The 17,263-nt window shown below is 64.6% G+C and carries 15 protein-coding genes, 1 other RNA gene and 1 pseudogene; 3 read left to right on the top strand and 14 right to left on the bottom strand.

What is annotated here, in order from left to right:
• Positions 1-32: 32 nt before the first annotated feature.
• From MSKU9_RS05730 to rnpB, 11 genes are all read right to left on the bottom strand, one after another.
• Positions 33-1,148 (bottom strand): UDP-N-acetylglucosamine--N-acetylmuramyl-(pentapeptide) pyrophosphoryl-undecaprenol N-acetylglucosamine transferase, encoded by a 1,116-nt coding sequence (locus tag MSKU9_RS05730; RefSeq protein ID WP_141260387.1) that lies wholly within the window; start codon positions 1,146-1,148, stop codon positions 33-35.
• On the bottom strand, positions 1,145-2,311 hold the full coding sequence (locus tag MSKU9_RS05725; RefSeq protein WP_141260386.1) for an FtsW/RodA/SpoVE family cell cycle protein: 1,167 nt from the start codon (positions 2,309-2,311) through the stop codon (positions 1,145-1,147). The genes MSKU9_RS05730 and MSKU9_RS05725 overlap by 4 nt, the downstream gene beginning before the upstream one ends.
• Positions 2,308-3,708, bottom strand: coding sequence for a UDP-N-acetylmuramoyl-L-alanine--D-glutamate ligase (gene murD, locus MSKU9_RS05720; RefSeq protein ID WP_141260385.1), 1,401 nt, complete (start codon positions 3,706-3,708; stop codon positions 2,308-2,310). Before murD ends, MSKU9_RS05725 begins: the two co-directional genes overlap by 4 nt.
• A complete protein-coding gene (gene mraY, locus MSKU9_RS05715; protein ID WP_141260384.1) occupies positions 3,705-4,796 on the bottom strand; it encodes a phospho-N-acetylmuramoyl-pentapeptide-transferase in 1,092 nt (363 codons plus the stop codon). The genes murD and mraY overlap by 4 nt, the downstream gene beginning before the upstream one ends.
• Positions 4,796-6,190, bottom strand: a complete 1,395-nt coding sequence (locus tag MSKU9_RS05710; protein WP_141260383.1) for a UDP-N-acetylmuramoyl-tripeptide--D-alanyl-D-alanine ligase — start codon at positions 6,188-6,190, stop codon at positions 4,796-4,798. The genes mraY and MSKU9_RS05710 overlap by 1 nt, the downstream gene beginning before the upstream one ends.
• Positions 6,187-7,659, bottom strand: a complete 1,473-nt coding sequence (locus tag MSKU9_RS05705; RefSeq protein ID WP_141260382.1) for a UDP-N-acetylmuramoyl-L-alanyl-D-glutamate--2,6-diaminopimelate ligase — start codon at positions 7,657-7,659, stop codon at positions 6,187-6,189. The genes MSKU9_RS05710 and MSKU9_RS05705 overlap by 4 nt, the downstream gene beginning before the upstream one ends.
• 5 nt (positions 7,660-7,664) lie before the next feature.
• Positions 7,665-9,680, bottom strand: a complete 2,016-nt coding sequence (locus MSKU9_RS05700; RefSeq protein WP_141260381.1) for a peptidoglycan D,D-transpeptidase FtsI family protein — start codon at positions 9,678-9,680, stop codon at positions 7,665-7,667.
• 43 nt (positions 9,681-9,723) lie between these two features.
• Positions 9,724-10,509, bottom strand: a complete 786-nt coding sequence (ftsL, locus tag MSKU9_RS05695; protein ID WP_141260380.1) for a cell division protein FtsL — start codon at positions 10,507-10,509, stop codon at positions 9,724-9,726.
• Positions 10,506-11,507 (bottom strand): 16S rRNA (cytosine(1402)-N(4))-methyltransferase RsmH, encoded by a 1,002-nt coding sequence (gene rsmH / locus MSKU9_RS05690; RefSeq protein ID WP_141260379.1) that lies wholly within the window; start codon positions 11,505-11,507, stop codon positions 10,506-10,508. Before rsmH ends, ftsL begins: the two co-directional genes overlap by 4 nt.
• Positions 11,504-11,977, bottom strand: a complete 474-nt coding sequence (gene mraZ / locus MSKU9_RS05685) for a division/cell wall cluster transcriptional repressor MraZ (protein ID WP_141260378.1) — start codon at positions 11,975-11,977, stop codon at positions 11,504-11,506. The genes rsmH and mraZ overlap by 4 nt, the downstream gene beginning before the upstream one ends.
• 333 nt (positions 11,978-12,310) lie before the next feature.
• Positions 12,311-12,718, bottom strand: an RNA gene (gene rnpB, locus MSKU9_RS05680) — RNase P RNA component class A.
• Between the two features lie 103 nt (positions 12,719-12,821).
• On the opposite strand from rnpB, the gene MSKU9_RS05675 reads away from it, so the two are divergent.
• On the top strand, positions 12,822-13,859 hold the full coding sequence (locus MSKU9_RS05675; RefSeq protein WP_141260377.1) for an alpha/beta hydrolase: 1,038 nt from the start codon (positions 12,822-12,824) through the stop codon (positions 13,857-13,859).
• Here MSKU9_RS05675 and MSKU9_RS05670 read toward each other — a convergent pair.
• Both MSKU9_RS05670 and zwf read right to left on the bottom strand, forming a co-directional pair.
• Positions 13,777-14,232 (bottom strand): hypothetical protein, encoded by a 456-nt coding sequence (locus MSKU9_RS05670; RefSeq protein WP_141260376.1) that lies wholly within the window; start codon positions 14,230-14,232, stop codon positions 13,777-13,779. The two genes, MSKU9_RS05675 and MSKU9_RS05670, sit on opposite strands and share 83 nt — an antisense overlap.
• A gap of 7 nt (positions 14,233-14,239) precedes the next feature.
• Entirely contained in the window at positions 14,240-15,721 is a 1,482-nt protein-coding gene (zwf, locus tag MSKU9_RS05665) for a glucose-6-phosphate dehydrogenase (protein WP_141260375.1), read from the bottom strand.
• A 255-nt stretch (positions 15,722-15,976) separates the two neighbouring features.
• Here zwf and MSKU9_RS05660 point away from each other — a divergent pair, with 255 nt between their 5' ends.
• Positions 15,977-16,252 carry a DUF2312 domain-containing protein gene (locus MSKU9_RS05660; RefSeq protein WP_010509284.1) on the top strand — a complete coding sequence of 92 codons (276 nt, stop codon included), beginning with the start codon at positions 15,977-15,979 and terminating at the stop codon, positions 16,250-16,252.
• A 66-nt stretch (positions 16,253-16,318) separates the two neighbouring features.
• Positions 16,319-17,047, top strand: a complete 729-nt coding sequence (locus MSKU9_RS05655) for a hypothetical protein (RefSeq protein WP_141260374.1) — start codon at positions 16,319-16,321, stop codon at positions 17,045-17,047.
• A 99-nt stretch (positions 17,048-17,146) separates the two neighbouring features.
• Here MSKU9_RS05655 and MSKU9_RS18055 read toward each other — a convergent pair.
• Positions 17,147-17,263 (bottom strand): annotated as a pseudogene (locus MSKU9_RS18055) (IS5/IS1182 family transposase); the annotation flags it as partial.

The following is a 17,263-nucleotide window of genomic DNA, read 5'->3' as shown; positions in this document are numbered from 1 at the left end:
GTAATCAGGTCTCCGTATTCGCGCAGGCGGACTTAAGCGGTGCGGGGCAGGTCGGGCAAGCGGGCTTCTATCATATCCGCCAGACGGGCGGCGGCGTCGGGGCGTCCAAGGATGCTGGCTGCCTGCGCCGTGCGGACCAGCAGGTCACGGTCGGCCAGCAGTTCCGTCAGACGCTGTGTCAGGGCAGGGGCAGTGAAATCGGGCTGGCGGATCATCCATGCGGCATGGGCGTCACACAATGCCTGTGCATTGGCGCCCTGCTCATCGCGTGCCGCGATGGGCAGCGGCACCAGCAGCGACGGGCGGCCCGCAACCGTCAGTTCCGCAACTGATGATCCGCCAGCACGCCCGATGACCAGATGGGCCGCGCGCAGGCGCTCGGGCACGTTGTCAAGAAAAGGGGCTATGGTGGCGGGAATGCCGGCTGCGCGATAGGCGCCTGCCACGCGGTCCACGTCTTCCGCGCGGGCCTGCTGTGTCACCTGAATGCGTGCGCGCAATGCCGGGGCAAGGGCGGCAAGGGCGGGCGGCACCACGTCGCTGAACACCCGTGCGCCCAGCGATCCACCCCATACCAGCAGGTTGATGACCCCGTTCGATGGCACGTAGCCTTCCCCCGCAAGGGTCGCGATATCAGGACGCACCGGCATGCCGGTCAGCGTGGTGGGCACGCCATCGGGCACGCCCGCCACGACGGGAAATGATGTCGCGATCGCATCCATGCGCGCGGCAAGGAAGCCGTTGGCCTTGCCCAGCACGGCATTGCCTTCATGGATGAACAGAAGCGGCCGCTTCTTTTGCGGCAGCAGGCTGCCGCCCAGCAGCGGCGGAACGGACGGATATCCGCCAAACCCGATGATGGCCGAAGGCCGGATGCGTGACAGGATGCCGCGCGCCTGCACCGTCCCGCGTCCCAGCGCGGCGGCGGCGCGTGCGGCCCGGATGATGCCGCGCCCCGCGATCCCGGCGCCAGGCAGGACAAACTGCTGCCGTCCGGCAAAGACACCGTTTTCACGCAGGCCCGCGCGCCGGTCGGTCATGAGGACAATGTCATGTCCCCGGCGTACCAGTTCACAGGCCAGTGCCTCGGCTGGGAAAAAATGGCCGCCGGTGCCTCCGGCCGCGACAGCAATGCAGTGACGGGTCATGACGGTGCTTTCAGCGATGAAGAAGACGGTGGCCCGAACTGCCCGTAACGGCCTTCCCCCGGCCGGTTGCGGGTCAGCGCCAGCACCAGGCCGATTGTAAGCGCAACCGACATGGCGGAGGAACCACCATAGGAGATAAAGGGCAGCGTCATGCCCTTGGTCGGGATCAGGTGCAGCGTGGACCCCATGTTGACAAAGGCCTGAAGCCCGAAGCCCGTCACCAGCCCCGCTGTCGCCACCGTGATGAACGGGTCGTTTTCATGCAGCAGCTTTAGCAGCGTGCGGATGACGATGGTGGCGAAAACGCCCACGATGAACAGGCAGACCAGCATGCCGAATTCTTCCCCCGCCACGGCGAAGACGAAATCGGCATGTGCATCGGGCAGCAGATCCTTTACCCGGCCTTCACCGGGGCCACGGCCCAGCAGGCCACCATTGCCAAAGGCCCGCAGGGCCGTGTCGATCTGGTAATGGTCGCCCACGGCGGGGTGCAGGAAGCGTTCCACGCGCGACCGCACGTGCGGGAACACCATATACGCGCCGACAAAGGCCGCGACCATGGCCGCGACCCCCGCGCCAACCAGAAACAGGCTTAGCCCGTCAATGAAAAGCTGGGTCAGGAAAACCGTGGTGATGACGCTGAGCATCCCGATATCGGGTTGTGATTTCAGTAACAGAAGCACCAGCGCGAACAGTCCGATGGCCACCAGCATGCCGGGGAAATACCGTCGCCTCTGGCGCTCGGTCAGCAGCCACGCCGTGACCACGGCAAAGAACGGCTTGAGGAATTCCGACGGCTGCACCGACATCATCGGCAGCGCGATCCACCGTCGCGCCCCCTTGATCTCGATCCCGTGCACCAGCGTCATGAATGTCGCAGCCAGCGCCAGCACGAACCCGATCCATCCCGCCAGCCGTACCGAACGCAGCGACATCATGGACGTGGAAACGACGATCACCGCCGCCAGGATCAGGAAGCACACCTGCTTGAAAATGAACATGTCGCGCGATGCGCCGATACGCACGGCCACGGCGGGGCTGGCGGCCAGCATCAGGATATAGCCGAACCCGATCAGGATCCCCACGCAGATCAGCGTAACCCGGTCGATGCTGCGCCACCATCGTGCCGCCCATGACGTGTTTATGCGCGATATGCCGCTCATGCAGGGGCGGTTCCGTCCCTGTTGGTGGCAAGGGCATGCACCAGATCCGCGAAATGCGCGCCACGTGCCTCGAACCCGCTGAACTGGTCGAAACTGGCGCAGGCGGGCGACAGCATCACGACATCGACGCCCACTTCGCGTGCATATTCCAGCGCCTCGGGCACGGCGCGGTCAAGGGTTGCGACAATACGGTGGGGAATACCGTGGCGGGCCAGCGTTGCCGCCAGTTCCGGCGCATCCCGTCCGATCAGCAGCGCCATGGCGATGCGGTCGAACAGCGGGGCCAGTTCCTCGATCCCGCCTGCCTTGGCCGTGCCGCCCGCAATCCATACCATCCGGTCATGGCAGGCCAGTGCGCGCGCGGTCGCGTCCGCATTGGTGGCCTTGCTGTCGTTGATGAAGCGGATGCCGTCGATGCTTCCCACGGTTTTCTGGCGGTGATCCAGTGCGACAAAGGACGCAAGGGCGGGTTCCACCGCAGATCTCGGCATGCCCAGATGCAGGGCCATGGCGGTGGCGGCAGCCGCGTTTTCGCGGTTATGGGTGCCCGGCAGGTCACGGGCTGCGCGCAGGTCGGCAATGACGCCTTCATGGTCACATAGCGTGTCGGGCGTGCAGTACAGGTCGCATTGCGGCATGTCGTCACCACTGACGCAGGCAATGGTGGTACGGGTTACGGCAAGACGTCGGCGTATCATGCTGTAATCGGGCAGGGTTTCGCCCAGTACCGCAAGGTCGCCCACATGCTGGTGGTCGAATACATGCAGCTTGGCGGTGACATACCCCGCCATGTCGCCATGCCGATCCAGATGGTCTGGCGTCAGGTTGAGGAGGCAGGCGACATTGAAATGCATCTGTTCCAGCCGCTCCAGCATGTAGGACGACATTTCCAGAACGTACACCCCGTCATCGGGCAGCAGCGGCAGGGAAAGCGCCGCAGGCCCAAGGTTGCCACCGACGGCAACCGGCATGCCGCAACCGGCCAGCATATGGGCCAGCAGCACCGTGGTGGTTGATTTGCCATTGGTGCCGGTAATGCCCGCGAACCGCGCGCGGCTGCCCGCCGTACGCACGGCGCGGTACAGCAGTTCCGCATCCGACAAAATCGGTACGAAGGCATCCACTGCCATGCGCGCCAGCGGATGGGGCGTGGGCAGGTTGTGCGGAATGCCCGGCGACAGGACCAGTCCCGCCAGCCCCAGCATGTTGTCAAACGGCGCGATCTTCAGCCGTTCATGTGGCGCCAGGGCCGCACGGGCTTCTGCACGGTCGTCCCACGCCTGCACGCTGGCCCCCATCGCCAGCAGGGCGGTGACGGCCGCCGCGCCATTGCGACCCAGTCCGGCCACACCGTAATGGTGGGCCGCCAGAAGGGACGGGGGGAAGGACGTGCTCATCGTAACTTCAGCGTGGCCAGACCACACAGCCCCAGCACGATGGACACGATCCAGAAGCGGATGACGATCTTGGATTCCGCCCAGCCCTTCTTTTCAAAATGGTGGTGCAGCGGCGCCATCAGAAACACGCGCCGCCCGGTGCGCTTGTACCAGAACACCTGGATGATGACGGAAAACGTTTCCACCACGAACAGGCCGCCCACGATGCACAGCACCAGTTCATGCTTGACCGCAACGGCCACGGCCCCCAGCGCGCCACCCAGCGCCAGCGACCCCGTATCCCCCATGAACACGGCGGCAGGCGGCGCATTGAACCACAGGAACCCCAGCCCCGCGCCCACAAGTGCTGAACAGAATACCCCCAGCTCCCCGGTGCCCGGCACGGCATGAAGCTGCAGGTAATCGGCAAAGACATGGTTGCCTACAAGGTAGGAAATCAGCGCGAACACAAGGGCCGCGATAATGACCGGCACGATGGCCAGGCCATCCAGTCCGTCGGTAAAGTTCACGGCGTTGCCGAAACCCGTAATGGTGATCATCGCAAACAGCGGGAAGGCATAGCCCAGCGGTAGCAGCAGGTCTTTTACGAACGGGAAGGCCAGGTGGTTGGCAAGGTCGGGCGGCATCATGTGTTCCAGCCAGATGCCACCGATCAGGGACGCGCCAAACTCACACCCCAGCCGCATGCGTTTGGAAACCCCATCGGTATTGCGGCGTGACAGCTTCAGGTAATCATCGGCAAAGCCCACCGCGCCGAAGGCCAGTGTCACCAGCATCACGGCCCAGACAAACCCGTTGGTCAGGTCCGCCCACAGCAGGGTGGACCCGAACAGGGAGATCAGGATCAGCACGCCGCCCATGGTGGGGGTGCCGACCTTTTCGATCAGGTGGCGTTCGGGACCAAGCTTGCGGATGGGCTGGCCCCCGCGCTGGATACGGCGCAGCTGCGCGATCAGCGGGTTGCCAAGGCACAGGCTGATGACCAGCGCGGTCAGGCATGCGGCTCCGGAACGGAAGGTGATGTAGCGGAACAGGTTGAGCATGGAGGTATGCGCCCCCGCATGCTGCTGGAACAGGTCATACAGCATCAGGCCGGTCCCACCCGCGCGCCATCCGCCTGCAGGGCGGTAACGACATGGCGCATCCGGCTGCCAAGGCTGCCCTTGACCATCACGGTGTCGCCCGCGCGCAGGGCCGCGCGAACCAGTGGGGCAAGCTGGCTGGAATCGGACGTCCACCCCCCCTGTATGGAAGAAGGCAGGGTGTCAAAGAGTGTTTTCATATTCGGGCCGCAACAGAAGACAATATCCGCGTTCGCGCGGACGGCAGGGAGAAGGGAGGTATGCTCATGCCGTGCAAACGTGCCCAGTTCAAGCATGTCTCCAAGGATGGCGACACGCCGCCCCGTGGCAACCAGCCCCAGCAGGTCCAGGGCCGCCCGTACGGATGCGGGTGATGCGTTATAGCTTTCATCCAGCAGCATGACTTTGTCATGCATCACCCTGGCTATCGCCCCGCGTCCCGCGCCGGGGTGGAAGGTGGCCAGTCCGGTTACTGCATGGCCCATATCCGCGCCCAGCGCGTGGGCCGCAGCCAGCGCCAGCATGGCGTTATCAGCCATGTGCCGACCCGGCGCGTTGACCCGTGCCTGTCCCTGCCAGCCGGGCAGGGACAGGTTGAACCCGCTGCCCTGTGCGTCGGATGTCACATCGGTTGCCTGCACGGCGCAGTCGGGCGTGACCCCCGTCCACCACAGCGTGGCTCCCACGGCTGCGGTATTGCGCCGGAAATATTCTGTGCCGGTAATGCCTGCGGGCACGATGCCGGTGCCACCCTGGGGCAGCGCCAGCAGGATTTCCGCCTTTTCCCGCGCAATGGCGTCGATGCTGCCCATAAGCCCCAGGTGCGAGGACGCAACCGTGGTCACCACCGCGACATCGGGCCGCACCATGTCGGCCAGGGGCCGGATCTCGCCTGGGTGATTCATCCCGATTTCGCACACGCAATAGGCCGCGCAGGCGGGCAGGCGCGCCAGCGTCAGCGGCACGCCCCAGTGGTTATTGTATGACGCCACGGCGTAATGCGTGGGACCGCAGGCCGCCAGCGCATGGCGCAGCATGTCCTTGACCGATGTCTTGCCCACGCTGCCGGTCACCGCCACCATGCGCCCGGCAAAGCGCGCGCGTGCAAAACGTGCCATGTCCTGCATCGCCACAAGCGTATTGCCGACCATCAGGATACGCGGGTCGTCAACCCCGCATGGCTCATGCGCAATGACAGCCGCCGCCCCCGTATCCAGTGCTGTGGCGACATGGTCATGCCCGTTACTGTTTTCGCCCTGCAGCGCGATGAACACATCGCCCGGACGCAGCGTGCGGGTGTCGATCGAAACGCCGGTGGCCGCGATATCGTCGTGTGATGGTGACGGAAAACGCCCCGACGTCGCGGCCAGCAGGTCCGCGCGGTTCCATAACAGTGTCATTCATTCCCCGTCAGGCCACGGATGACCGTGGCATCATCAAATGGAAGGACATCGTGGCCTACGACCTGCCCCTGTTCATGGCCCTTGCCTGCCACCACCAGCACGTCACCAGTACCCAGCATGTCCAGACCGGCTGCGATCGCGCGCCGCCGGTCCCCGATTTCCACCGCACCGGGGGCAGCCGCCATGATTGCCGCGCGGATGGTGTCGGGCTGTTCCGTGCGCGGGTTGTCATCGGTCACGATCACCCGGTCGGCAAGGCGGGTTGCGGTCGCCCCCATGACGGGTCGCTTGCCCCGGTCACGGTCGCCGCCAGCCCCCATCACCACTACCAGCCTGCCCGCCGTATGCGGACGTAGCGAATGCAGCAGGCGTTCCAGCGCATCGGGCGTATGGGCGTAATCAACATAGGCCGCGGCCCCGCCTGGCAGCACTGCCACCCGTTCCATCCGCCCGCGCACGCCATGCAGGTGCGCCAGCAGGGGCACGGCCCGGTCCGGTCCCGCCGCATCCCGGTCCGCCATGGCGGCGGCCAGCAGCATGTTATCGACCTGGAAACGCCCCGCCAGCGGCACCGTAACGTCATGCACCATGGCGGGGGTTAAGATGCGCAGCACCTGCCCCGTGGGCGTAGGCCGTACGTCCAGCAGGCGCAGGGTCGTGCCCTGTTCGCCAGTGCTGCGCAGGACAAGGTTGCGGCGGCGGGCGATATCGGCAATGGCGGCGCAGGTCGCCGCATCCATGTCCGCATTTATGGCGGCAATGCCCCCTTCGGGCAGGACGGTGTCAAACAGCCGCAGTTTCGCCGCCCGGTAATGTTCGGTCGTGCCGTGGTAATCCAGATGGTCGCGGGTCAGGTTGCTGAAACCGGCCGCATACGGGGCAAGCCCATCCAGCCTGCGCTGTTCCAGCCCGTGCGATGATGCCTCGATCGCCACGTGACCAACGCCATTTTCTGCCATGGCCCCCAGCATGCGCATAAGCCCCACGCTGTCGGGCGTGGTCAGCACCGGCCCGCAATCGGGCAGCGGGCAGGGGGCGACCGCGCCCAGCGTGCCGATGGTGCCCGCAGGCAACCCCATCAGGGTCCAGATCTGGCGCAGGAACTCCACCGTGCTGGTCTTGCCGTTCGTGCCGGTCACCGCTGCAATGAAACCGGGGACATGCGGCGTCAGCACGCGTGCGATAACTGCCAGCGCATGCCGCGCGTCCGACACGCGTATCGGCATGATACCGGGGGACAGGTCACAGGCGGGGACCGCATCGACCAGCACGGCCACGGCCCCGTTCGTCATGGCCTGCGGGATATAGGCCCGTCCGTCCATGTGCGTGCCATGCAGGGCGGCAAAGATCATGCCAGGGCGGACGGCGCGGCTGTCTGCCGTAATGCCGGTAATGGCCAGATCACCCGCCCCGGCGGGTACGGGCATGTCCACGCCTGCGCGGCGCAGGACTTCAGGCAGGTACATTGATATCATCCCCTGTCGCGCGGGTGTGGGGCGGCCGGTCCGTCCACAGTATTGCGGGCATGCAGGTTGCGGGCGGGAACCTGTGCCGTGCTGGTGGCGCTGCGGGCGGTATGGGCGTGGGCGGCATGGCCCGTGGTTTCGCGTTCATGTTCATGCAGGTGCGCAGTACCCGGATCGTAACCCGGTCCCAGCGCACGGTAGCCGCGCGGCACGGCCGGCTTCATGGGAATGGCCAGCGATGCCTCGATCGCCGCTGCATGCTGCGTATCGGGGAACAGACCCAGCATGGGAGCAATGCGCGTAATCATGTGCGACGCCGTGGGGGCCGCGTTCCATCCCGCCGTGGTCCAGCCATGGGTCTGGGCCGTGGGTTTGGGACTGTCCAGCATGACATAGATCGCGTAACGCGGCGCGTTCATGGGGAAAATACCGGTAAAGGCGGAGACATTGACGTGTTTCAGGTAGCCGCCATGCGGGCCGATTTTTTCTGCCGTCCCTGTCTTGCCACCCACGTAATAACCGGGAGATTCCGCCTTCTGTCCGGTGCCCTTTGCCACGTCGAGGCGCAGGATCTTGCGCAGGATATCCGAATTGGCCGCCGAAATCAGGCGTTCGGCACCGGCAGGGACGCCAGGTGTCGTATCTGTTGCATCCGGCGCATCCGTTTCATGTGCGCTGTCCGCCGCCAGCAGGGTGGGCTTGAGCAGGAAGCCCCCGTTGGCCGTTGCCGCAGTCCCCCGGATGATGGACAGCGGAGGTTCGGCCACGCCGTGGCCGAACGCCACCGTCATGGTGGTGGAGACGCCCCAGTTATGGACCGACGGCACGATCGGCCGTCCCGCTTCGGGCAGTTCCACCGGCACGCGGGAGAAGAAGCCCATGTTGCGCAGCCAGTCCTGCTGGCGTGTCGCCCCCGCATCAAGCGCGATATGCGCCGCCGCCGGGTTGGAGGAATAGGCCATGACTTCGGGCAGGGACAGCCACGGGGCGAAATGGTCCGCTTTCATGTCCGATATGGTGAACCGGCCGATCTTGATGGGCGTGCTGGAAAAACTGTCCCATATATGGGCGACCCCTTCCTGCAGGGCCATGGCGACGGTCTGCAGCTTGAAGGTCGATCCGGGTTCGTACATGCCGGTCACGGCGCGGTTGAAGCGGGAATCAGGTGATGCCCGGCCAAAATCATTGGCGTCGTAATCCGGCAGGCTGACCATGGTTATGATCTCGCCGGTATGCACGTCCATCACGATGGCGCAGGCCCCGATGGCCTGAAACGTATCCATGGCGGACTGCAGTTCGTCATGCACCACGTTCTGCACGCGCACGTCCACCGACAGGCGCAGCGGCGCGCGGTCACTGTCCAGACGCTTGTCAAAATACCGTTCGACCCCCGCAACCCCGTGGTCGTCAATGTCCACGCCACCCAGTATCTGGGCTGCGACACGGCCCATGGGGTAACGGCGGCGTTCACCCGGTTCGAAATAGATGCCGGGAATGCCAAGGTTGTTGATCGCCAGTTCCTGTGCCGGAGAAATGTCGCGCGCCAGATAGACGAACTGCTTGTTCAGCGACAGGCGGCGTTTCGTTTCTTCCTCGTTCAGGGTGGGCAGGACGGCCTTCAGCTTGTGGGCCGCGTCGGTGGCATCGATCATTTCCTGCGGGTTGGCATAGACCTGGGCTACCGGCAGCGACATGGCCAAAACCTGCCCCGTGCGGTCGATGATCGATGCGCGATGGACCTGCGGCAGCGCGATATCCCCCGCGATCATGCCCTTGGGATCGCTTTTTGGAATGGGGGGCACCTGTGGTGCGATCTGCTGCTGCTGTGGCGGCATGGGGCGGATGATCGTCGCCATGGTCAGCTTCAGCCCGATGGCCGAAAACAGGACGCAGAACACCCCTGCCACAACCACAAGCCGCGCATGCATCCGGTCCTGCGCCATAAGCGTGCGCAGGCTACCACCGACGGGGATGGTATCCTGCGCGCTTCTGGCTGGCTGGTCTTGGGGCGGGTTGTTCATGCGCGTTCCGGGCTGGGGGCCGGGGTGAAAAATGGATCAGGGATCAGTTGCTGACAGGCACCGGGGGTGGCAGGGCGCTGACATGTGGCGTGCCAAGGGAACTGCCGCCCATATGCACGGCCGCCGCCGGGTGCCATGCGGCTTCGGCTATGTTCTGGTTGCGCGCGGGATAGCTGGCCCCCATGCGGGTGGGGGGGACGACGGTGTCATGCGCGACTGCCGCATGGGCGGGTTCGGCTGCCGCCACCGCCACAGGACGTTCGGGTACATGCACGCGTTCCATGGGCGGGGCATGCGGGGCAGGGTGGACATCGTTCTGCGCCAGGGCGCGGGCCAGGGCGTCATGTGCCGCGGGTTCGGCATGGCGGGGCGCTGTCGCCACATGGTCGGCATGCGGCACCACCGGGGCGGCTGGCATGGACGGGGCCACATGGGGGGCGGGTGCCGCGTCACGCACTGGCGGGATCACGACATGGTCGGCCGCCAGTGTGGCAACCATTGTCGCGCGCGGGGCCGGGGCGGGATGGTGCAGCGGGCTGCCAGGTGCGGGCATGTGGGACGCAAGGGCCGACATCTGCACGAACTGCGTGGGTGTTACGGGCTGCAGTCCCTTGTCGTACCGGCTGGCCAGCGTGCCCAGCCGGTCGGGCTGGTTCAGCATGGCCCATTCGGCGCGCAGCATTGCCGTCTGCGAACGTACGTGTTCGGTCTGTTCCACGATCTGTGCGATCTGGTGGTCAAGTGCGGTTGTCTGCTGCTTCTTGTTATACAGGAACAGGCCGGACACCGCCGCCACCACGGCGAAGAATAACGTGACAAACCGACTCATTCGGCAGTTTCCGATGCTGGAATGGATGAGGGGGCAATGCATTCCATCGCCCGCAGTCTTGCGCTGCGTGCGCGTGGATTACGGCGGGTTTCTTCTTCCCCCGGCCGGATGGGGCGTCCGGTCAGGAGCGTGAAATCAGTGGGCTGCGCACGTGCGGTCATGGCGCGCGGGTCATGGCGCGAGGGGGCGGGCAGGCGACCCGCGGCCCGCGACATCGCCTGCTTGACCAGCCTGTCTTCCAGCGAATGGAACGATACGACAACCAGCCGCCCGCCCGGCGCCAGCAGGTGCGGGGCCTGTTCCAGCACACGGCTGATCTGGCCCAGTTCGTCATTGACGTGAATGCGCAGGCCCTGGAACGTGCGGGTGGCGGGGTCGATGCCCGACCGGTCGGGGCGCACGACCGAACGTACCACATCCGCCAGCTGGGCGGTGCGCCGCAGCGGGGCCTCGGCCCGGGCGGCCACGATGGCACGCGCGACACGGCGCGACAGCCGTTCCTCGCCATAATGATAGATGATGTCCGCCAGTTCATCTTCGGGTAGCGTGTTGACCACGTCGGCCGCGGTCGGTCCCGTATCGGCCATGCGCATGTCCAGCGGCCCGTCCATGCGGAAGGAAAAGCCGCGTTCGGCCTCATCGATCTGGTAGGATGAAACCCCAAGGTCCAGCACGATGCCATCGACCTTCGTGATGCCTTCATCTGCCAGCAGCCCGGCCATGTCGGCAAACCCGCCATGAAGCAGGTGCAGCCGGGATGCGCCATGCCCGTCGGGGAAAGTAGGGGCAAGGGCCTGCCCGCGCGCAATCGCGGCGGGGTCGCGGTCGATGCCCCATAGCTGGCAGTTGCCGGAAGCGAGGATGGCGCGCGCGTAGCCGCCGCCGCCAAACGTGCCATCCACGTAACGGCCACCATCATGCGGAGTGAGGTATTCCATCACCTCGGCCAGCATGACGGGCACATGCCCGGGATCGTGCGGGGGGAAGGCTGCGTTCATGACGGCGTGCCCATGCCGGGGGTGCCGCGGCCCGCGGTCAGGCGGCGGGCGCGTTCGCGCGCGGCGTCGCGGCGGGCCAGCGCCGCCTGCGGATCCCAGATCTGGAAGGTGCGGCCCAGCCCCATGAAAGTGACCTGGTCCGCAAGACCCGCATAGGCCCGTAGCGATTCCGGCAGCAGGATACGCCCTTCCTTGTCGGCCTCGAACGGATAGGCATCGGCATAGAGCGCGGTGGCGAGGTCGTCGTGGTCTTCGGAAAAAATGTCCATTTCATCCAGCGGGCGGGTCAGTGCGGCAAAAGCATCAGCGGGCCATGCCTCAAGGCAGGGATGCAGATGGGACGGGCGCAGGATGGCCAGTGGCTCGCCCGATTTGGCCCGGGCACGCAGCGCGGCGCGGAATGCTGACGGAATGGAAACCCGTCCCTTTGCATCCAGCCGGTTCTGGTGTGTGCCCAGGAATACACTCACGCTGCGCGATGCCCTCCCTTGGCATGAATTTCAGGAACCGGATGACTGACTGACCGCCAGGCGACGGCGCCGGAATCTGGCCGCCACCCTTTGTCCGGTGTGGTCATGGGATAACATGGGATTTTATGGGCGGTCAATTAAAGATGTAGGAAAGATGGCTGAAAACTGCAGTTATTCCAGCACAACCATCCGCACCCACAGGTAAAGGGGAAAAATCGGGGGCAATATGGCAGCAATGTGATATGTTTATGGTTTGTTCTTAAGTATTAATACTTGTAAACAACTCCGGGTAGAGGGCGCCCGTTCCCTGGATTCACGCGTAAAACAGGAAAAAATGCCAGACGGTCTGTAAGCCGGGTTCTGTCCGCCCATGGGGCGGGACGGTCATTCCTCTGCGATGAACCTTGCGGCACACCTTGCGCGACCAACCCGAACGACGGGGCGGAAACCCCTGATGGCGCCTTGCGGCCCATCCGCCGTTCCTATTCGGTCTTGCTCCCGGTGGGGTTTGCCCTGCCATCCATGTTACCATGCATGCGGTGCGCTCTTACCGCACCGTTTCACCCTTGCCCTCAACACGGCCCGTATTGCTACGGGCATGCCGTGGGGGCGGTCTGTTTTCTGTGGCACTGTCCCTGGGGTCGCCCCCGCCGGCCGTTAGCCGGCACCGTTTTTCCGTGGAGCCCGGACTTTCCTCCATCATGTGTATGACCACATGACAGCGACCGTCCGACCGTCTGGCATGCGGAAACTGGCGGTGCATGCACCCTGCGTCAAGCGATAAATGATGGGGACGGGGTGCCTGCCCCCTTTTTCAGTTCCCGTTTCCCGCCGGAGATGCCCCATGTCAGATTCCGCCGCCGTGTCCCGTCCCGGTCTGCTGACCCGCCTGCTGCTGGGGGGCATGAAGCTGCGTGCCGCCCGCCGCGCCCACGAACCCCACACGCTGGAGGACTTGCGCGCAAAGCTGGACCGCCCATGTTTTCCCATGGCGCTGTCATCATTGCAGGTGCGGCGTGTCATTGAATGCCGCGTGCCGGGCAGCCGTGGCATGCTGTCTGCGCGGCTGTACGTACCTTATGGCCGGGTGCATGGTGTGGTGCTGTTCATGCATGGGGGCGGGTATGTGCATTGCGGGCTGAATTCCCATCACGGCATCTGCTGCAGGCTGGCGCGGCAGTCGGGGGCGGCAGTGCTGTCCATTGCCTACAGCCTTGCCCCTGAAAACCATTTTCCCGTCGCGGTGGATGACTGCTGGGCGGCGCTGCAGTGGCTGGCGGGGGAGGCGCACCGGTGGGGTGGTCCAATCGCGGTGGCGGGTGACAGCGCGGGTGGCACGCTGGCGGCCGTGCTGGCGCAGATGGCGCGCGACCGGGGCGGGCCGGAACTGGCCATGCAGCTATTGTATTACCCGTCGCTGTATGGCGAACGCGACGTGCCGTCGCGCCAGACCTATGCCAGCGGCTACATGCTGTCGACCAGGCTTATGGAATGGTATGCCGAACAGTATATCCGTACGCCCGCCGACCTGCGTGACCCGCGCCTGGCACCGATCCATGCATCGTCACTGGCGGGACTTGCGCCTGTGGTGATCGGGCTGGCGCAATGCGATCCGCTGCATGATGAAGGGACGGGTTATGCCGCCGCCATGCAGAAGGCCGGAAGTGCCGCCGAAACCCGCACATGGCGGGGTACGGTGCACGGGTTCCTGAATTTCTACGCCTTCCTGCCCGCCGGGCGGGAGGCGATCCGTTATGGCGCCCATGCGCTGAAGCGCGCCCTGCGTGGCGGGCGCGCGGTCAGCGTGGCAGCGGGTGAAACACCCCCGGTGACTGCCAGTCCGTCTGTGCCGTCTGTCCAACCCGATCGATCTGCAGCGTAAACAGGCGCGGCAGGGTGTTGCGGTCACCGGGGCATCTGCCGGAATGTTTTTCCATGACGTCGATGCGGGTTGCATCCGGCGGATCGTTACCGTTGAGCACGAACAGCAGGCAGTCCTTGGAATCGGATGTCATGCCGTTATGGGTGACGACGGTGCGGAAATGTTCAACCAGCGCGGTGTTGTCGAACCAGCTTGTGCGTGAAAATGTCAGCTTGTCCGCCGCCTGATCCAGCCAGCCCATGCGGCCGACCAGAAAGACAAGGGCCGCCATGGGCACGATCATGAGCACCCGGCGTACGATCCGCTGTTTCAGTGTGACGGGCGCGCGCCTGCGGGTCAGGCGCGGCGGTGTGGGGGTGGGGGCCTTGGTCATGCAGGAATTATTTCTTCATGTCTTCATGCCACAGATGCCCTGACTGCGACAGCAGGTTGCGTGCGCCTTCCGGTCCCCATGTGCCTGCGGCGTAGGGTTCCAACGGGGCCTTGTTTTCGCGCCAGCCCTGCTCGATCGGGTCGATCCAGCGCCATGCGGCGGCCACTTCGTCACGGCGGATGAACAGGATCGGGTCTCCGCGCACCACATCCAGCAGCAGGCGTTCATAGGCGTCGGGATAGCGGACGTTGAAGGCTTTTTCGAATTCGATGTTGATGTCGGCCTGACGCAGCGCGAGGCTGTCGGTCGGCGTCGGGTCCTTGGTGGCCACTGACAGCATCACGCCCTCATCGGGCTGGATGCGGATGATAAGGCGGTTGGGTTCGGGCCGGTTGGCGAAGATCGACCATGGCGCAGACTTGAACTGGATCACGATCTCGCTGGATTTTTCCGCCATGCGTTTGCCTGAGCGCAGGTAGAACGGCACGTTGCCCCACCGCCATGTCGAGATATTGACCTTCAGCGCGACAAAGGTTTCCGTCTCGCTCGTCACCCCTTCGCCCAGATCCTCAAGGTAGCTGCCGACCGTTTTGTCGCCAATGGTGCCGCGCATGTACTGCCCGCGCGCGGTGTAGATTGCCACGTCATCGGCCGGGATGGGCCTGAGTGCGTGCAGTACCTTCAGCTTTTCATTGCGCACGCTGTCGGCGTCCAGCGAGACCGGAGGGTCCATCGCCACCAGGCACAGCACCTGCAGCAGGTGGTTCTGGATCATGTCGCGCAATGCGCCGGACCGGTCATAATACGCGCCGCGTCCTTCCACGCCCACGGTCTCGGCTGCCGTGATCTGCACGTATTCGATCGCATCGCAGGACCACAGGCGTTCGAATACCGGGTTGGCGAAGCGCAGCGCGATCAGGTTCTGGACCGTTTCCTTGCCAAGGTAGTGGTCGATGCGGAAAATCTGGTTTTCATGGAAGTGACGGCCCACGCTGTCGTTGATCGCCTCGGCACTGGCAAGATCAGTGCCGATGGGCTTTTCCAGCACCACACGCGACTGTCCGGTGACAAGCCCCTGCGTGTTCAGGTTTTCACAGATCTGCCCATACAGCGCGGGCGAGGTGGCCAGGTAATAGACCCGGATGCGGGTGGCGGGCACGCCATCCAGCAGGGCCTTCAGTGCGGGCCAGTCGCTGCCCGCTTCCGCTCCGTTCAGGCTGACATAATGCACCATGTTCAGGAAACGCTGCACGGTGGCGTCATCCAGCGCGTCGGGCTGGACATGCTCGGTCAGGGCCGCATGTGCGCGCTGCTGGTAGTCGGCGCGCGACAGGGGGGATCGCGCGGTGCCGATAATGCGGGAATCATCAGGGATCTGCCCGTCGCGGTAACGATGGTACAGCGCAGGCAGAAGCTTGCGCATGGTCAGGTCACCCGTCCCGCCGAAAACGATGTAGTCAAAGGTGTCAACGGGGGGAAGATGTGCCATGGAAGTCGGCCTCCTGCCTGTATATGATGCCCGGCATGTCTGGTGGGCATGCGCGGTATATGGGACATGACGCAAATGCGGCATACTGGCGTGCCGCTTCGATTACGGCCCGTCTCTCCGGGCTGTCAAGTTGGCATTGACCATCGGGCGGCGGCGCGATAATCCCGCCGTTCCACCCCGTCGCCTAATGACATTCCCTTCATGTGTGCTGATGGGCGCGGAACGGCACAATCACGATATCTGGAGACACCTGCCATGAATGCTGACAATTTCGAGGCGGAAGACAAGTCTGCCGCCGTCGGCGGTATCGCAGCCGACCGCCTGCGCAGCATTATCGAACGCGTTGAACGCCTGGAAGAAGAGCGCAAGGCCCTTGCCGGCGACATCAAGGATATTTTTACCGAAGCAAAATCCGCCGGTTTTGATGTAAAGGTGATCCGTCAGATCATCCGCCTGCGCAAGCAGGAACCGGCCGAGGTCGAGGAACAGGAAACCCTGCTTGACATCTACCGCCGTGCGCTGGGCATGTAATGGTCTGGCAGCGCGGATGACATCCGCCCGCATTGCCGGGTAACTTCAGTTCAGGTGGCACGATACATGCTGTCGTCCCTTTTCCCCGAATGGATGCCCGCGTGGGCACAGGCGGTGCTGCTGGTGGGCGGCATCCTGTTCGCGCTGGTGTGGCTGCTGGTGCCTTTCGCGGTCTTTGGCGTGAAGGGGCGGCTGGATAACCTTGCCATACAGCTTGATGATCTGCAGGCGGAACTGCGGGTCATTGCGATGGGGCAGCAGCATGCGGCCAATGCCGCGGCATCGGTTGCGGGTGATGTCCTGCCTGACGTCGTGGCCCCGGCCCCCGTATGGGAACCTGAACCCGTGCATGTCCCCGTCCGGCCTGCCCCTGATTATGACGGGGTGGGGGATGAAAACGACATTCCCGCCTATGAACGCCGTGCCGCACGTGTGCAGCCTGCACCGCCCATCCGTCCCGTGGCCCCGGTGCGTCCGCAGCCCCGGGCCGAACCGATCCGGCCCGCTGAACCGGTGCGCGCGCCACCGGCGCGGCATGACATTGTGGATGAATGGGACGTGCTGTCATCGGGGCGCAAGGGGCCGCGCCCCTACCTGTCCCGTGCGCCCGAACGTGACGGTATGGATGGCCGGCGCGAGCGTCAGGATACGCCATCCCTGTCCGACTGGAGCCGTAATGGCCCGCGCGATGACGATGCCGGTCGTGGCGCGCGCCCGGTGCGCGCATCGGTCTGGCCGCCCGAGCGTGGAAGCCGTGCGGAACCGACCCTGCGCTGGCCGCCCCGCCCGGAATAGGGGAACTGGCGTGGCCGCGAATCATAAAGACGTTTTTGGGTGCCTCTTTTTTTTCAGGCAGGCGGCGTTTTTCGAAGCTTTTTCAGGGCCTGTTGGGAATTATCTTGAATTGATGATTGCGCCAACGAGATAGATCATGGCTTCGAATGATCTGTCTGTTTTTTCGCTGCGCATGGCGATGCGCTTGAACTCCTTGAGCTTGCAGAAGAAGTTCTC

This window comes from Komagataeibacter diospyri (genome assembly GCF_006538165.1).
Lineage (GTDB): Bacteria > Pseudomonadota > Alphaproteobacteria > Acetobacterales > Acetobacteraceae > Komagataeibacter > Komagataeibacter diospyri.
This window is presented reverse-complemented; position numbering and strand designations above follow the sequence as displayed.

Coding starts and splice junctions, on each gene's coding strand:
- MSKU9_RS05730 (WP_141260387.1), bottom strand. CDS start 1,148: ATGACCCGTCACTGCATTGCTGTCGCGGCCGGAGGCACCGGCGGCCAT.
- ftsL (WP_141260380.1), bottom strand. CDS start 10,509: ATGAGTCGGTTTGTCACGTTATTCTTCGCCGTGGTGGCGGCGGTGTCC.
- MSKU9_RS05670 (WP_141260376.1), bottom strand. CDS start 14,232: ATGACCAAGGCCCCCACCCCCACACCGCCGCGCCTGACCCGCAGGCGC.
- MSKU9_RS05675 (WP_141260377.1), top strand. CDS start 12,822: ATGTCAGATTCCGCCGCCGTGTCCCGTCCCGGTCTGCTGACCCGCCTG.
- MSKU9_RS05725 (WP_141260386.1), bottom strand. CDS start 2,311: ATGAGCGGCATATCGCGCATAAACACGTCATGGGCGGCACGATGGTGG.
- MSKU9_RS05700 (WP_141260381.1), bottom strand. CDS start 9,680: ATGAACAACCCGCCCCAAGACCAGCCAGCCAGAAGCGCGCAGGATACC.
- MSKU9_RS05660 (WP_010509284.1), top strand. CDS start 15,977: ATGAATGCTGACAATTTCGAGGCGGAAGACAAGTCTGCCGCCGTCGGC.
- zwf (WP_141260375.1), bottom strand. CDS start 15,721: ATGGCACATCTTCCCCCCGTTGACACCTTTGACTACATCGTTTTCGGC.
- MSKU9_RS05710 (WP_141260383.1), bottom strand. CDS start 6,190: ATGACACTGTTATGGAACCGCGCGGACCTGCTGGCCGCGACGTCGGGG.
- mraY (WP_141260384.1), bottom strand. CDS start 4,796: ATGCTGTATGACCTGTTCCAGCAGCATGCGGGGGCGCATACCTCCATG.
- murD (WP_141260385.1), bottom strand. CDS start 3,708: ATGAGCACGTCCTTCCCCCCGTCCCTTCTGGCGGCCCACCATTACGGT.
- MSKU9_RS05655 (WP_141260374.1), top strand. CDS start 16,319: ATGCTGTCGTCCCTTTTCCCCGAATGGATGCCCGCGTGGGCACAGGCG.
- MSKU9_RS05705 (WP_141260382.1), bottom strand. CDS start 7,659: ATGTACCTGCCTGAAGTCCTGCGCCGCGCAGGCGTGGACATGCCCGTA.
- rsmH (WP_141260379.1), bottom strand. CDS start 11,507: ATGAACGCAGCCTTCCCCCCGCACGATCCCGGGCATGTGCCCGTCATG.